This is a genomic window from Streptomyces sp. MMG1533 (genome assembly GCF_001279775.1).
In the GTDB taxonomy this organism is placed as follows: domain Bacteria; phylum Actinomycetota; class Actinomycetes; order Streptomycetales; family Streptomycetaceae; genus Streptomyces.
Genome location: NZ_LGDG01000063.1, coordinates 17,673 through 31,103 on the forward strand (window position 1 = coordinate 17,673; position 13,431 = coordinate 31,103).

The window sequence follows — 13,431 nt, forward strand, 5'->3', positions numbered from 1 at the left end:
CCCCATCCTCACGGCGCAGCCGGGTACCCGTCCGCCGACTTCCGAAGGACGGCCGAGGCGTGCCCGAGCACCGGGTCACCGTGGCCGAAACAGGCCAGGTCGGTGTCCAGCGCCGCCAGCCGCCGGAAGGAGGCGAGGGCCTGGTCGCGGTCGAGGTTGAACACACCGAGCATCACGGCCCCGTCGACCGGGGACGCGGCGACGGCGTCTCCCGTGAACAGCACGCCGTGCCGCGGCAGACGGATCGCGATGCTGCCGTGCGTGTGGCCGGGGACGTGGACGACCTGCGCTCCGCCGCCGAAATCGAGGAGGTCGCCGTCGGACAGCTCGGTGACCTGCGGCGGCCGCGCGAACTCCCCCTGGGGCAGGTGCCGTACGGCCTCCGCGTGCAGGGGGCGTTCCCAGTCCTCGAACACCGGTGGCGGGCCGGGGGCCTCACCCCGTACGACGGGCGCGTCCAGGCGGTGGGCCAGCACCTCGGCTCCGGTCGACGCCGCCAGCTCACCGGTGCCGCCCACGTGGTCCTCGTGGAAGTGGGTGAGCACGATCCGCCGTACGCGCCCCAGGGGTGCGGCGAGTTCGGCGATCGATGCTCCGGCCCCCGCGGGCCCGGCGTCGATCAGCGTCAACTCGTCGCCGTCGCGCCAGACATAGGCCTGGCCGACCGGGAAACGCAGGAGGTGCAGGCGCGGGAGTAGTCCGATGACGTCCATCGGACGACCGTACGAAGGGCCCCGTCCGGTGACGAGGGCCCTCTGCCGACAGCAGAGCGGGACGTCCGGTCAGCTCGCCGCGTAGTTGCGCAGGAACAGCGCCTCCGCCACCGACAGCCGCTCCAGTTCCTCCGGGGACACGCTCTCGTTCACCGCGTGGATCTGCGCCTCCGGCTCGCTCAGGCCGATGAGGAGGACCTCCGCGTGCGGGTAGAGGGCGGCGAGGGTGTTGCACAGGGGGATGGAGCCGCCCTGGCCGGCGTACTGCATCTCCTGGCCGGGGTACGCGACCGCCATCGCCTCGGCCATCGCCGCGTACGCCGGGCTGGTCGTGTCCGCGCTGAACGGCTGGCCCTGGCCGATCTGCTCGGTGCGCACCCGGGCGCCCCACGGGGTGTGCGTCTCCAGGTGGGCCTCCAGCAGCTTGGTCGCCTCGGCCGCGTCGAGGCCCGGCGGCACGCGCAGGCTGATCAGCGCGCGGGCGCTCGACTGCACCGACGGGGTGGCGCCGACGACCGGCGGGCAGTCGATGCCGAGGACCGTGACGGCGGGACGGGCCCAGATGCGGTCGGCGACCGTGCCGGAGCCGATCAGCCGCACGCCGTCCAGCACCTTGGCGTCCTGGCGGAACTGCTCCTCGTCGTACTGCAACCCGTCCCAGGAGGTCTCCGGCGTGAGCCCGTCGACCGTGGTCGAGCCGTCCTTTGCGCGCAGCGAGTCGAGTACGCGGATCAGGGCGCCGAGCGCGTCGGGGGCGGCGCCGCCGAACTGGCCCGAGTGCAGGTTGCCCTCGAGCGTGTCGATCCGGACGCGGACCAGGGTCATGCCGCGCAGGGTGGAGGTGACCGTCGGCAGGCCGACCCGGAAGTTGCCCGCGTCGCCGATGACGATGGTGTCGGCCTCCAGGAGCTCGGGGTGTTCCTCGGCGTACCGCTCCAGGCCGCCGGTGCCCTGCTCCTCCGAACCCTCGGCGATGACCTTGACGTGGACGGGGACACCGCCGTTGGCCTTGAGCGCGCGCAGCGCGAGCAGATGCATGATCACGCCGCCCTTGCAGTCGGCGGCCCCACGCCCGTACCAGCGGCCGTCGCGCTCGGTCAGCTCGAAGGGCGGGGTCGTCCAGGCGGCCTCGTCCAGCGGCGGCTGCACGTCGTAGTGGGCGTACAGCAGGACCGTCTTGGCGCCCGCGGGGCCGGGCAGGTAGCCGTACACCGACTGCGTGCCGTCGGGGGTGTCGAGCAGGGCCACGTCCTCGAAGCCCTCGGCGGTGAGCGCGTCGGCGACCCAGCGGGCGGCGCCCTCGCTCTCGCTCTTCGGGAACTGGTCGAAGTCCGCCACCGACTTGAAGGCCACCAGCTCGGTGAGCTCCGCCCTCGCCCTCGGCATCAGCGAGGCGACGGTCTCGGCGACCGGATTCGACGACATGGGCACGCTCCTTGTGGGTGCGACGTTGTACCGATGAGTGCCGTAGATCCTCCCACAGCGGTCTGTGGGGACGTCCGCCGTAGGATGCGGAGGGACAGGTGCGGCAGCGGCTTGATCGGGAGCAGTAGACCATCGTGAGCAGCGAGAACTCTTCGGCGGACGACTCTTCGGCGGACGACGTGCAGCGGGTGTGGGACGTCGTCGTGGTGGGCGCGGGACCCGCGGGGGCGTCGGCCGCCTATGCGGCTGCGGTCGCGGGGCGGCGCGTGCTGTTGCTGGAGAAGGCCGAGCTGCCGCGCTACAAGACGTGCGGCGGCGGCATCATCGGCCCCTCGCGCGACTGCCTGCCGCCCGGCTTCGAGCTGCCGTTCCGGGACCGGGTGCACGCGGTGACGTTCTCGCACAACGGCCGCTTCGCCCGCACCCGCCGCTCCAAGCAGATGCTGTTCGGCCTGATCAACCGGCCCGAGTTCGACCAGCAGCTGGTCGAGCACGCCCAGAAGGCGGGCGCCGAGCTGCGGACGGGTGTCACCGTCCAGCGGGTCGAGCAGCACGGCTCGTCCGTGCCGGACCGGCGCACGGTCGCGGTGGTCCTGCAGGGCGGCGAGACGGTGCTCGCGCGTGCCGTCGTCGGCGCGGACGGCAGCGCCAGCCGCATAGGAGCACATGTCGGCGTGAAGCTCGACCAGGTGGACCTCGGCCTGGAGGCGGAGATCCCGGTGCCGGAGACGGTCGCCGAGGACTGGAAGGGACGGGTGCTCATCGACTGGGGCCCGATCCCCGGCAGTTACGGCTGGGTGTTCCCCAAGGGGGACACGCTCACGGTCGGTGTGATCTCCGCGCGCGGTGAAGGCGCCGCGACCAAGCGGTACTTGGAGGACTTCATCGGCCGGCTCGGCCTCGCCGGCTTCGAACCGAGCATCTCCTCCGGCCACCTGACCCGCTGCCGTGCCGACGACTCACCGCTGTCGCGCGGGCGGGTGCTGGTGTGCGGGGACGCGGCGGGGCTCCTGGAGCCGTGGACCCGCGAGGGCATCTCGTTCGCGCTGCGCTCCGGCCGGCTCGCGGGCGAGTGGGCGGTCCGGATCGCGGAGGCGCACGACGCGGTGGACACCCGTCGCCAGGCCCTGAACTACGCGTTCGCGATCAAGGCAGGGCTCGGCGTCGAGATGAGCGTCGGAAAGCGGCTGCTGATCGCGTTCGAGCGGCGTCCCGGCCTGTTCCACGCGGGGCTGACCGGTCTTCGCCCGGTCTGGAAGGCGTTCATGGACATCACCCGCGGCGCGACGTCGCTGGGCGAGATCGTCCGCACCCGTCCGATGGCCCAGCGCGCCCTGACCGCACTGGACCGGCGCCAGGCGGGTCCCGCCGCCGACGCCGCCGACGCCGCCGACGTCAGCTCGTGACCGTGATCCGGAAGACCGGGTGGTCGGGGGCGATCCGGCGCAGATCGGCGTCCGGCGAGTTTGGGCCGACGCCGTTGAAGAAGACGCCGACCTCGGCCTTCCAGCGCTTGAGGTAGGCACGCAGCAGCGGAACCTTGTCGTCGTCGGTGACCTCGGTCGCGGTGAACACGTCCACGTTCTTGCCGAGGTGCAGTTCACCGCCGCCTGCCGCACGCATGTTGTGCGTCCACTGGACGTGACCGCGAGGGGCGACCAGGAACTGCTCTCCGGCCACGGTCAGCAGGTTCACGGGGGTGGTCCGCCACTCGCCGCTCTTGCGGCCGCGGACCGCCAGGACCCGGGAGCCCCAGACGCTGATGCCCCGGCGGGTCATCCATGCCACGGCACGGTTGAAGACGTTGACGGTGAACCAGCCGGGCTTCTTGACGTGCGTGGACATGGAGACCCCCAAAGAATGAGAAGAGCGACGCTCTCTATTGCGAGCACTGCTCTCGCTTGATGCACAGTCTGCCGGAGGTCGGGGATCCAGTGCAAGAGCACTGCTCTCTTTCTTGTTCAGTGCTCTTGTTTGTGTGCACCGCTCTCCTTTCATGGGACACTGACCTCATGAGCAGCACCGCACACGGCGCCCGAGCCCGCGCCAGGATCGAAGTCACCGCGGCCATCAAGGACGAGGCGCGCAGACAGCTCGCCGCCGAAGGGGCCACCAAGCTCTCGCTGCGTGCCGTGGCGCGCGAACTCGGCATGGTCTCCTCCGCGCTGTACCGCTATTTCCCCAGCCGCGACGACCTGCTCACCGCGCTCATCATCGATGCCTACGACTCCCTCGGCGAGACCGCGGAGCAGGCGCATGCCGCTGCCGCCGACGCCGGGCCCGTCCGGCGCTGGTCGGCGGTGTGCGAGGCCGCGCGCGCGTGGGCGCTCGGGCACCCGCACGAGTACGCGCTGATCTACGGATCGCCGGTGCCCGGCTACACCGCGCCGCAGACCACCGTCCCGGCCGCCGCCCGCGTCGGCCTCGTCCTCGTCGCCATCCTGCGCGACGCCCATCAGGGCCCCGGTCTGACCACGTCCCCGCTGCCCGCCGAACTGCGGGCCGAAGCCGACCGGATGACCGCCGACCTCGCCCCGGACCTCCCGCCCGAGACGGTCACGGCGCTCGTCGCGGCCTGGGCCCAGCTGTTCGGGCTGATCGGGTTCGAGCTGTTCGGGCAGTTCAACCGCGTGGTGGAGGACCGTGAGCCGTTCTTCCGGCAGGCGGTGGCGCAACTCGCCCGCGGGGTGGGGCTGATGGATCGGCGGCAGGGGGAAGACGAGAAGGGCTGAGCGCTGATCCCTCCTCTCTCGTGGGAGCGGTTGGCACCGAAGGGTGGGCCGGGTGCCGGCCCTCAGGCCGTCGGCACCGCGCTGACCATCCTGGTCGACGCCACCCTCATCCGGGTGGTGCTGCTTCCGGTGACGATGCGGCTCGCGGGGCGCGCGAACTGGTGGGCGCGAAGCGGCTGCGCCGCTGCGGATCAGGGAGCCCGGGGCAGCCGACGTACTTCGGGGGGAGTACGTGTGATCACCGCGCTCGGCGGACGCCGCCGACGGCCCCCGGCGTCTAGCGTGGCGGTCATGGACGTGGAGCGCGTACGCGGGGGCGGCCCGCCGCACTGGTGGCGGCACGGGCCGCCGTGGCTGAACCACGGGGACGCGAAGGAGCGGCGTCCCCGGTGGCCGTGGCGTTCCACCGTGCTGTTCACCGTGTTCGTGCTCGCCGGGTCGAACTTCGCGGCCGCCGAGCAGGTCGGCGAGCGAGACCCCCTGGACCCCTTCGCGCGCGTGCTGCTGGTGCTGGCTTCGGGTCTGCTGCTGTGGCGGTGGCGGCATCCGGTGCTCGTCGTGTTCGGCACGGCGGCGGCCGCCATGCTCTACCTGGGCGCGGGCTATCCGTACGGGCCGGTCTTCCTGGCAGTCGCGCTGGCCTGCTTCAACGCCATTGTCGCGGGGCACCGCCGCTCCGCCTGGGCGGCACTGGGGATGCTCTGGGCCGGGCATGTGCTGGTGGCGCACTGGCTGTACCGGTGGCTGCCGCCGTCCGGGGACCCCGCCGCCTCCTGGGGGCGGGAGGTCGTGGTCGCCACCTGGATGGTGATGATCCTCGCGGTGTCGGAGCTCGCCCGCGCCCGGCGTGAGCAGTGGGCTCGCGATCGGGCCGAGCGCGCGCAGGCGGCCCGTCGGCGCGCGGACGAGGAGCGGCTGCGGATCGCCCGCGAGCTGCACGACGTCCTCGCGCACAGCATCTCGGTCATCAACGTGCAGGCGGGCGTCGGCCTCGCGCTCCTCGACACCGACCCGGAGCAGGCGCGTACGGCGCTCACCACCATCAAGACCGCGAGCAAGGAGGCGCTCGGAGAGGTCCGCCAGGTCCTCGACACGCTCCGTACACCGGGGGACGCGCCGCGCGCGCCGGCGCCCGGCCTGGACCGGCTGCCCGAGCTGGTGGAACAGGCGGCGGGCGCCGGCCTGACGGTCGAGGTCGAGGGGGAACCTCCCCGGCTCGCCCCCGGGACGGACCTCGCGGCCTTCCGCATCGTCCAGGAGGCGCTCACCAACGTCGTACGGCACTCCGGTTCACGGCACGCACGCGTGCGGCTCGATCACGACGGCGGTGCGCTACGGCTGCGCATCGACGACGACGGACCCGCGACCGGCGCCGACGCGGGCGGCAGCGGCAACGGTCTGGCCGGAATGCGGGAGCGGGCCGCCGCGCTGGGTGGCACGATCGAGGCGGGCCCGCGTGCCGACGGAGGGTTCCGGGTGCTGGCAGTGCTGCCGTCGAAGGTGAAGCCCAAGGAGGACGACCGGTGATCCGCGTACTGCTCGCCGACGACCAGTCACTGGTGCGGGCCGGCTTTAGGGCACTGCTCGACGCGCAGCCGGACATCGAGGTGGCCGGGGAGGCCTCCGACGGCGAGGAGGCGCTGCGCAAGGTACGCGAACTGCGCCCCGACGTCGTCCTGATGGACATCCGCATGCCCCTGCTGGACGGCCTGGACGCCACCCGGCGCATCACCGAGGACGCGGCGCTTCACCAGGTCAAGGTGGTCATGCTCACCACCTTCGAACTCGACGAGTACGTCTTCGAGGCGATCCGCTCGGGCGCCTCCGGCTTCCTGGTCAAGGACACCGAGCCGGCGGAACTCCTGCGCGCCGTACGGTCGGTGGTCGGGGGCGACGCGCTGCTCTCGCCGGGCGTGACCCGCCGCCTGATCGCCGAGTTCGCCGCCCGCTCGAAGGAACCGGCCGCCGCCGACGCCCTCGTCCAACTCACCGAGCGGGAACGGGAGGTGATGGCGCTGGTCGGCATCGGCCTGTCCAACGAGGAGATCGCCCGCCGTCTGGTGGTCAGCCCGCTCACCGCGAAAACCCACGTCAGTCGAACCATGGTCAAGCTGGGCGCCCGCGACCGGGCCCAACTCGTCGTGCTGGCCTACGAGTCGGGGCTGGTGCGGCCGGGGTGGCTGGGCTGAGGCCGTCCCTGCCGGAAACGGACCAGCACGCTGATGACCCGGGCGAGGAAGAGGACGGGCGCGAGCACCGTCCCGGTGCGGAGCAGTAAAAGCTCCATGATGTGCGGCAGTTCGAACAGCAGCGCCGGCCCCGCGATCGCCCCGAAGACGACCGCCGCCGCGAACGCCGCGCTGAACAGCGCGTACCCGATCTCGACGGTGATCGCGTCCCGCTCGGCCTGACCGCGCCTTCCCCCGTGGTTCTCCATCCGGGGAGTCTCACAGGCGTGCGCCCGGCGGAGCAAGCAGGCCCCGCCGGGCGCACGGCATCGGAGACGTCCCCCTATTCGCGCACTGAGACGCGCTCCGTCTCCTTCACGGTGGACTTGGCGACCACGACGGACGGCTGCTGCGCGCGACGCGTGGGCCGCAGCCCGCTGAGCGTGATCAGCAGCCCGGCCGCGGCGACCACGGTCACCACGACCAGTCCCGGTCGGTAACTGTCCAGGACGGCCTGCGGGGTGGCGTTCTCGGGGGCGCCCGCGGTGACCACGGCCGTCACGATGGCCAGGAAGATCGCGCCGCCGACCTGGACGGAGGTGTTGAGCAGTCCGGAGACCATGCCCTGCTCGTGGTCCTCGACGCCGGAGGTGGCCTGGATGTTGAGCGACGGGAAGACCAGAGCGCAGGCCGCGCCGATGAGCAGCATCGACGGCAGGATGACGGCCGCGTACACCGGATCGAGGTCGACCCGAAGGAAGAGGGCGTATCCGACGACCATCAGCGCGAAGCCCGCTGCGATCAGCCGCTGGGTGCCGTAACGGTCGACGATCGAGCCGACCTTCGTCGAGGACAGTGCCACCAGCGCGCCCGCGGGCAGGAAGGCGAGCGCGGTGTGCAGCGCCGACCACCCGAGCAGGGACTGCATGTACAGGGTGACCAGGAACTGGAAGCCGACATACGACCCGAAGAAGGCCATCGCGCCGAGCTGGGCGCGGATCTGGGTGCCGGAGCGCAGCACACCGAGCCGGATCAGCGGACCGGCCGAGCGCCGCTCGACCAGCACGAACACCGTGAGCAGGATGGCGACCGCGAGGAAGGACAGGAGAGTGCGGGCCGAGGCCCAGCCGACCTCCGGGGCCTGTACGACGGTGAAGACCAGCAGCAGCATCGACGCGGTGCCGAGGACGGCGCCGGGCAGGTCGTAGCCGTTGTGGTCCTTCTCCCGGGCGCTGCGCGGCAGCAGCTTCAGCCCGGCGACCAGGGCGATCAGGGCGATGGGTGCGGGCAGCAGCATGGTCAGGCGCCAGCTGGCTTCGGTGAGCAGGCCGGACAGCACCAGGCCCATCGAGAAGCCGGTGGCGGCGCAGGTGGTGTAGATGGAGAGGGCGCGGTTGCGCAGCGGGCCCTCCGGGAACGTCGTGGTGATGATCGACAGGCCGGCGGGGGCGGTGAAGGCCGCGCTCAGGCCCTTGATGAAACGGCTGGCGATCAGCAGCGGGCCGGAGTCGACGAGCCCGCCGAGCACTGATGCCAGCGCGAAGACACCCAGGGCGATCAGGAAGACCTGACGCCGGCCGAGCAGGTCGGCGGCCCGGCCGCCGAGGAGCAGCAGGCCGCCGTAGCCCAGGATGTAGCCGCTGACGATCCATTGCAGGGTCGAGGTGGACAGGCCGAGGTCGGCGCCGATGGAGGGCAGGGCGACGCCGACCATCGACACGTCCAGCGCGTCCAGGAACATCGCGGCGCACAGCACCAGCAGCGTGCCCCAGAGCCGGGGCGTCCAACGTCCTTCGGACGCGGGGGTGGTGAGCGGAGAGGTCATGCCGGAGACATTACATGCGCATGCATCGAATGCAAATGCATTTAATTCCGGTGCAATAAAGTTGTTCCTCTGCTACGGTGCCGCTCATGGCGGCGAAGAAGGCCGAGCAGACGCTCGCGGACCAGTGGCGGGACATCCTGGCGCTGCATGCGCGCACCCAGTGCGAACTCGACCGGGCGCTGCACCGACACGGCCTGTGCGCCAGCGACTTCGAGGTGCTCGACGTCCTGTCCGAACAACGCTCTGACGGCGTCTGTTCCTATCGCGTCCAGGAGATCTCCGAGCGCATCCACCTCAGTCAGAGCGCACTGTCGCGGCTGGTCGCCAGGCTGGAGAAGGACGGCCTCGTGGAGCGCGGGATGTGTCCGGAGGACCGCCGCGGCGTTCGTGTGGCGCTCACGGAGAAGGGGCGCGCGCTGCACGGCGATGTGCTGCCGGTGCAGCGCGCGGTACTGACGAGGATGCTGGCCTCGGGCTGAGCGGTACTCGGCTGCGCGGGGTGGGCGGGTCTCGCCTTCTCGGGCTGAGCCGGCCTCAGCTCCAGGCCACGCCCGACTTCTCCCGCCACAGTTCGGCGACCGAGTCGTCCCCGGTCACGGCCGGAAACGGCAGCCGATTCCACAGCGACAGATACAACTGCGCGACGGGCCCGGCCACTTCACAGTCGGCCTCGGCCTCCCGGCCGTCGCCCCGCTCGGCCGCCGGCGGCTCCTGCGACAGTCGTACGGTCCACACCGCGCCGTCCGTGTCCGTCGCCCGCACCCGTAGCACCCGGGGTTCCTCGGTGCGCACCCTGCTCTTGGGGCGGGCGTGGAAGCCGAGCAGCAGCTCGTCGACGCCGTCCACCGCGAAGTCGCCGGCGATCCCACTCGGGGCGCCGCCCCTGGCCGACTCGGCGTCGACGCGGTGCACGGCCGTCTCGTGCGCCTGCCGCCGGGCCCAGAACGCGAGCGGCGACGGCGCGGGCAGGAAGTGCCAGCACCGGATGTCGGGCGAGGCGGAGCGCAGGGTCTCGACGAGCTGCCCGTGCCCCTCCCGGAACCAGGCCAGCAGCTCGGCGCCGTCGAGATCGGGCAGCCCTCCGTCGGGGTGGTACGAGGTGTGGCCCTCGGCGACGAACGCCGCCGCCCAGCGATGCACCATGCCCGTGTGCCGCAACAGGTCTGTCACCTGCCACTCCGGGCACGTCGGCACCTTGGCGCCGGTGCCTGCCTCCTCGGCGGCCGCGGCCAGCAGCCGCCCTTCCCGGTCCAGGATCGATACGAACTCGGCAGTCTCCATGGGGTGAGTGTGCCGGATGGAGTGCGGTCCAGGGGGAGGCATTCCGGTGCGGCAGCCGTGGCGCCGCGGTGCCGAGCCCTGTGCGGAGGGGCGGGCGCGCTCTCCTGCCCGCTGTCCTGCGCGGGCCGACCCAACTCCTCGCGCAGTAAAGGCAGTTCTGGGCAACGGCCTCCTCGGACTCGCGGACGCTGCATGCGAACGGGTCGTACGCGATGTCGAGGGAGTCGGCGAAGCGGTCGAGCAGTGTCCGGATCGGGGCAGTGCGCCAAATGCCGGGCGGGCCCGCCCCCGTGGCCCGGGGTGTGGGCGATGAGGCCCACGGACAGGTCTGTGGACCAGGCCGAGGGACGGCAGGGCCGGGGCGCGCGTCGGTCCGGCACGGTTCGGAGGACGATCGGACGATCGGGGGAAGGGAGTTTGCCGGGAGCGGTCCGGTGTCATCCACCCGTCGCCGAGCCGCGGATGGCGAATCCGATCACCGCGGCGACCGCCGCCAGCACGGCGACGCTGGTGAGTGCGACGGGCAGGGAGAACCAGTCGGCCATGAAGCCGATGGCGGGCGGGCCGAGGAGCATGCCGCCGTAGCCGAGGGTGGAGGCCACCGCGACGCCGTTGGGGCCGGCCAGGGCGCCGGCGCGCTCCACGGCGACCGGGAAGATGTTGGCGAGGCCGAGCCCGGTGACGGCGAAGCCCAGGAGCACCATCCAGACCTCCGGAGCGAGCGAGCCCAGCAGCATGCCCGCCGCCGCGGTGGCACCGCCCGCGACCACCGTCGGGGTCCGGCCGAGCCGCTGGAGGAGCGTGCTGCCGGTGAGCCGGCCGACGGTCATCGCGAGCGCGAAGCAGGAGTAGCCCGCGGCCGCGATGCCGGGGGAGGTGTCGAGGTCCTGTTGCAGGTGCAGGGCACCCCAGTCGGCCAGGGCGCCTTCGCCGTAGGCGGTGCACAGGGCGATGAGGCCGAAGACGACGACGATTGTGCGGGTGCGGGTGCGGGTGCGGGTGCGGGTGCGGGTGCGGGTGTCGAGGCGGGCGGTGGCGGGCTTCTCCCGGAGCTCCTGCTCGGGTGGTGCGGGAGGTTCGGTGCGCAGCAGGGTGGGGCCGGCCGTGGCGGTCACCAGCAGGCCGATGAGGGTGAGGCCGAGCAGGTGCCGGATGGGGGAGAGGTGGTCGGCGACCAGCCCGCCGAGGCCCGCGCCGATCATGCCGCCGAGACTGAAGGCCGCGTGGAAACTGGGCATGATCGGGCGCCGCAGGGCGGTCACCAGGTCGACGGCCGCGCTGTTGAAGGCGACGTTGATGCCGCCGTAGGCGGCGCCGAAGATCAGCAGGACGGCGGCGAGTGTGGCCGCGGAGTGGGTGAGAGGGGGTAACGCGACGCTCAGGGAGAGGAGAACGGCGCAGACGACGGTGACTTGGTGGTTGCCGTAGCGGCGGCAGAGGCGTCCGGTGAGGATCATGGTGATGACTGCGCCTGCGGAGACACCGAGGAGGGCGAGGCCCAGTGCGCTGGCGGAGGCATCGGTCTGTTCCTTGATGGCGGGGATGCGCACGACCCAGCCGGCGAAGATGAAGCCGTCGAGGGCGAAGAAGGTGGTGAGGACGATGCGGAGCCGGGTGAGGGCGTTACCCGGCACGGCGCTGTGCGTTCGGGCTTTGTTTATTAACGGCACAAAATGAGGCTAGGGCGGTGCCGGGGCCGGAGCAAGAGCGAAGGCCGGCCGCGGCGTGCATGAGCGGGTCGCGTGATCGCCGGGCTTGGCCCTCGACAGCTCCGCGGCGTGGGACCTGGACGCATTGGCGTCGACCGGCACGTTCCGACGGCGTCCCGCATCCGAGATGGCTGTCCATGACCTTGGCGTCTCGGTGCAACGGACCACCTGGGCCCCGCTTCTGACGAGCCGCGTCGGATCTTACGAGACCCTGACGCGACCGCCGAACGCCGTCACCACCGTCCTCACCCCGGCAACTCTGGTCACGCACGCCCCCCGGACCAGAGGAGCCGCAAATGAGCAGGCACAACAAGCGCAGGTCGAAGCTGCGGAAGAGGATGACGGTCTTCGGCGGTGGCGCGGTGGCCGTGGCGGCCGTCGTGGCCACGGTCAACGTCGCCTCCGCAGGCCAGGTATCGCCCACCCCTCGCGCTGAGTCCAAGGCCGACCACGCCGTCTTCGTCCAGGGCAACGAACTGGCCGGGAACACCATCCATGTCTTCCGTCGCGGCGACGACGGCAAGTTGACCGCCGCGGGGAAGTACGCGACCGGTGGCAAGGGCGGGGATCAGGTCGACGCGCCCACGGACTCGCTCGCCTCTCAAGGATCGCTGGTCTACGACGACCGGTCCGGCCGGCTGCTGGCGGTCAACGCCGGCAGTGGCACGCTGACCTCCTTCGCAGTGCACGGTCAGAAGTTGACGGATCGTCAGACCCTGTCGACGGGAGGTGACTTCCCCGCCGGCATCTCGGTCTCGGGTGACCTGGCGTACGTCATGAACGCCGGCGGTGCCGGCAGTGTCCAGGGCTTCAAGGTCACTTCGAAGGGATTGAAGCCGCTGAGTGGTTCGTACCGCGCTCTCGGACTGAAGAACGCGAAGGTGCCGCTGTTCAGCAGCTCGCCGGGACAGGTCGCCTTCACGCCCGACGGCCGGAACCTTGTCGTCACCACCAAGTCGGCCAACACCATCGAGGTCTTCCCCCTGGGGCGGGACGGCCGCCCGGCACACAGGCCGGTCGTGAACAAGTCGGCGGGCATGGTGCCGTTCGCCGTCGCTTTCGACGAGTCCGGCCGCATGCTGGTCGCGGAAGCCGCCAAGTCCACCGTCAGTACCTACAAGGTGCGGCGTGACGGGGCGTTGAAGACCGTCCCGGAGTCCTTGCCCAACGGGCAGGACACCTTGTGCTGGCTGGAGCGGGCCGGTGACTTCTTCTACGGCGGAAACACCGGCAACTCGACGGTCACCGGCTACCGCCAGGACGCGCACGGCCGGCTCGCGCTGACCAACGAGGCGGGCATCGCCGCCGCTCCGTCCGGAAAGTCTCAGGGCGTCATCGACATCGCCGTCGCCGCCGACAAGTTCGTCTACGTCCAGAACGCGACCTCCGGCACCGTCGACGGTTTCCGCGTGGGCCGCGCCGGTGAGCTCACCAAGGTCACGACGGTCACAGGACTGCCCGCCTTCGCCGAATCCGGCATGGAGGGCATCGCCGCGGTGTAAGGAAGCGGCCTCCGCGGTGGGACGCCCCGGGCGCGCGACACGCGCGTCCGGGGCGGGCGCGCTCCCGTTGGCACGC

At 71.6% G+C, this 13,431-nt stretch carries 13 protein-coding genes; 6 read left to right on the forward strand and 7 right to left on the reverse strand.

The window, feature by feature from the left end; all coding sequences use genetic code 11:
• Window positions 1-8: 8 nt before the first annotated feature.
• Both ADK57_RS09855 and ADK57_RS09860 read right to left on the reverse strand, forming a co-directional pair.
• Window positions 9-713: an MBL fold metallo-hydrolase gene (locus ADK57_RS09855; protein WP_053748998.1), complete on the reverse strand. Its 705-nt coding sequence runs from the start codon at window positions 711-713 to the stop codon at window positions 9-11.
• Window positions 714-782: 69 nt separating this feature from the next.
• Window positions 783-2,138 (reverse strand): dipeptidase, encoded by a 1,356-nt coding sequence (locus ADK57_RS09860; RefSeq protein WP_053748999.1) that lies wholly within the window; start codon window positions 2,136-2,138, stop codon window positions 783-785.
• Between the two features lie 134 nt (window positions 2,139-2,272).
• Here ADK57_RS09860 and ADK57_RS09865 point away from each other — a divergent pair, with 134 nt between their 5' ends.
• A complete protein-coding gene (locus tag ADK57_RS09865; RefSeq protein ID WP_053749000.1) occupies window positions 2,273-3,544 on the forward strand; it encodes a geranylgeranyl reductase family protein in 1,272 nt (423 codons plus the stop codon).
• On the opposite strand, the gene ADK57_RS09870 is transcribed toward ADK57_RS09865, so the two are convergent.
• Window positions 3,534-3,983, reverse strand: a complete 450-nt coding sequence (locus tag ADK57_RS09870; protein WP_053749001.1) for a nitroreductase family deazaflavin-dependent oxidoreductase — start codon at window positions 3,981-3,983, stop codon at window positions 3,534-3,536. The genes ADK57_RS09865 and ADK57_RS09870 overlap by 11 nt on opposite strands.
• 167 nt (window positions 3,984-4,150) lie before the next feature.
• Between ADK57_RS09870 and ADK57_RS09875 the strand changes: the two genes are divergently transcribed.
• From ADK57_RS09875 to ADK57_RS09885, 3 genes are all read left to right on the forward strand, one after another.
• Window positions 4,151-4,870 carry a TetR/AcrR family transcriptional regulator gene (locus tag ADK57_RS09875; RefSeq protein ID WP_053749002.1) on the forward strand — a complete coding sequence of 240 codons (720 nt, stop codon included), beginning with the start codon at window positions 4,151-4,153 and terminating at the stop codon, window positions 4,868-4,870.
• A gap of 291 nt (window positions 4,871-5,161) precedes the next feature.
• Window positions 5,162-6,397, forward strand: a complete 1,236-nt coding sequence (locus tag ADK57_RS09880) for a sensor histidine kinase (RefSeq protein WP_107091517.1) — start codon at window positions 5,162-5,164, stop codon at window positions 6,395-6,397.
• A complete protein-coding gene (locus ADK57_RS09885) occupies window positions 6,394-7,059 on the forward strand; it encodes a response regulator transcription factor (protein ID WP_053749004.1) in 666 nt (221 codons plus the stop codon). Before ADK57_RS09880 ends, ADK57_RS09885 begins: the two co-directional genes overlap by 4 nt.
• On the opposite strand, the gene ADK57_RS09890 is transcribed toward ADK57_RS09885, so the two are convergent.
• Window positions 7,020-7,307 (reverse strand): DUF6332 family protein, encoded by a 288-nt coding sequence (locus ADK57_RS09890; RefSeq protein WP_053749005.1) that lies wholly within the window; start codon window positions 7,305-7,307, stop codon window positions 7,020-7,022. The two genes, ADK57_RS09885 and ADK57_RS09890, sit on opposite strands and share 40 nt — an antisense overlap.
• A 74-nt stretch (window positions 7,308-7,381) precedes the next feature.
• Window positions 7,382-8,863 carry an MFS transporter gene (locus ADK57_RS09895; protein WP_053749006.1) on the reverse strand — a complete coding sequence of 494 codons (1,482 nt, stop codon included), beginning with the start codon at window positions 8,861-8,863 and terminating at the stop codon, window positions 7,382-7,384.
• Between the two features lie 86 nt (window positions 8,864-8,949).
• Here ADK57_RS09895 and ADK57_RS09900 point away from each other — a divergent pair, with 86 nt between their 5' ends.
• The gene (locus ADK57_RS09900; protein ID WP_053749007.1) at window positions 8,950-9,342 is read left to right on the forward strand and encodes a MarR family winged helix-turn-helix transcriptional regulator; all 393 of its coding nucleotides are present in this window, start codon (window positions 8,950-8,952) and stop codon (window positions 9,340-9,342) included.
• Window positions 9,343-9,397: 55 nt separating this feature from the next.
• On the opposite strand, the gene ADK57_RS09905 is transcribed toward ADK57_RS09900, so the two are convergent.
• The gene (locus tag ADK57_RS09905) at window positions 9,398-10,144 is read right to left on the reverse strand and encodes a maleylpyruvate isomerase family mycothiol-dependent enzyme (protein ID WP_053749008.1); all 747 of its coding nucleotides are present in this window, start codon (window positions 10,142-10,144) and stop codon (window positions 9,398-9,400) included.
• 437 nt (window positions 10,145-10,581) lie between these two features.
• Window positions 10,582-11,778 carry an MFS transporter gene (locus tag ADK57_RS09910; protein WP_053749009.1) on the reverse strand — a complete coding sequence of 399 codons (1,197 nt, stop codon included), beginning with the start codon at window positions 11,776-11,778 and terminating at the stop codon, window positions 10,582-10,584.
• A gap of 371 nt (window positions 11,779-12,149) precedes the next feature.
• Between ADK57_RS09910 and ADK57_RS09915 the strand changes: the two genes are divergently transcribed.
• Window positions 12,150-13,355 (forward strand): lactonase family protein, encoded by a 1,206-nt coding sequence (locus ADK57_RS09915; protein WP_234390093.1) that lies wholly within the window; start codon window positions 12,150-12,152, stop codon window positions 13,353-13,355.
• Window positions 13,356-13,431 lie beyond the last annotated feature (76 nt).

What these genes read in the sequence shown, in the direction of transcription:
- ADK57_RS09860 (WP_053748999.1), bottom strand. Translation starts at nt 2,138, where the DNA reads ATGTCGTCGAATCCGGTCGCCGAGACCGTCGCCTCGCTGATGCCGAGG.
- ADK57_RS09880 (WP_107091517.1), top strand. Translation starts at nt 5,162, where the DNA reads ATGGACGTGGAGCGCGTACGCGGGGGCGGCCCGCCGCACTGGTGGCGG.
- ADK57_RS09870 (WP_053749001.1), bottom strand. Translation starts at nt 3,983, where the DNA reads ATGTCCACGCACGTCAAGAAGCCCGGCTGGTTCACCGTCAACGTCTTC.
- ADK57_RS09905 (WP_053749008.1), bottom strand. Translation starts at nt 10,144, where the DNA reads ATGGAGACTGCCGAGTTCGTATCGATCCTGGACCGGGAAGGGCGGCTG.
- ADK57_RS09875 (WP_053749002.1), top strand. Translation starts at nt 4,151, where the DNA reads ATGAGCAGCACCGCACACGGCGCCCGAGCCCGCGCCAGGATCGAAGTC.
- ADK57_RS09900 (WP_053749007.1), top strand. Translation starts at nt 8,950, where the DNA reads ATGGCGGCGAAGAAGGCCGAGCAGACGCTCGCGGACCAGTGGCGGGAC.
- ADK57_RS09855 (WP_053748998.1), bottom strand. Translation starts at nt 713, where the DNA reads ATGGACGTCATCGGACTACTCCCGCGCCTGCACCTCCTGCGTTTCCCG.
- ADK57_RS09895 (WP_053749006.1), bottom strand. Translation starts at nt 8,863, where the DNA reads ATGACCTCTCCGCTCACCACCCCCGCGTCCGAAGGACGTTGGACGCCC.
- ADK57_RS09915 (WP_234390093.1), top strand. Translation starts at nt 12,150, where the DNA reads ATGAGCAGGCACAACAAGCGCAGGTCGAAGCTGCGGAAGAGGATGACG.
- ADK57_RS09890 (WP_053749005.1), bottom strand. Translation starts at nt 7,307, where the DNA reads ATGGAGAACCACGGGGGAAGGCGCGGTCAGGCCGAGCGGGACGCGATC.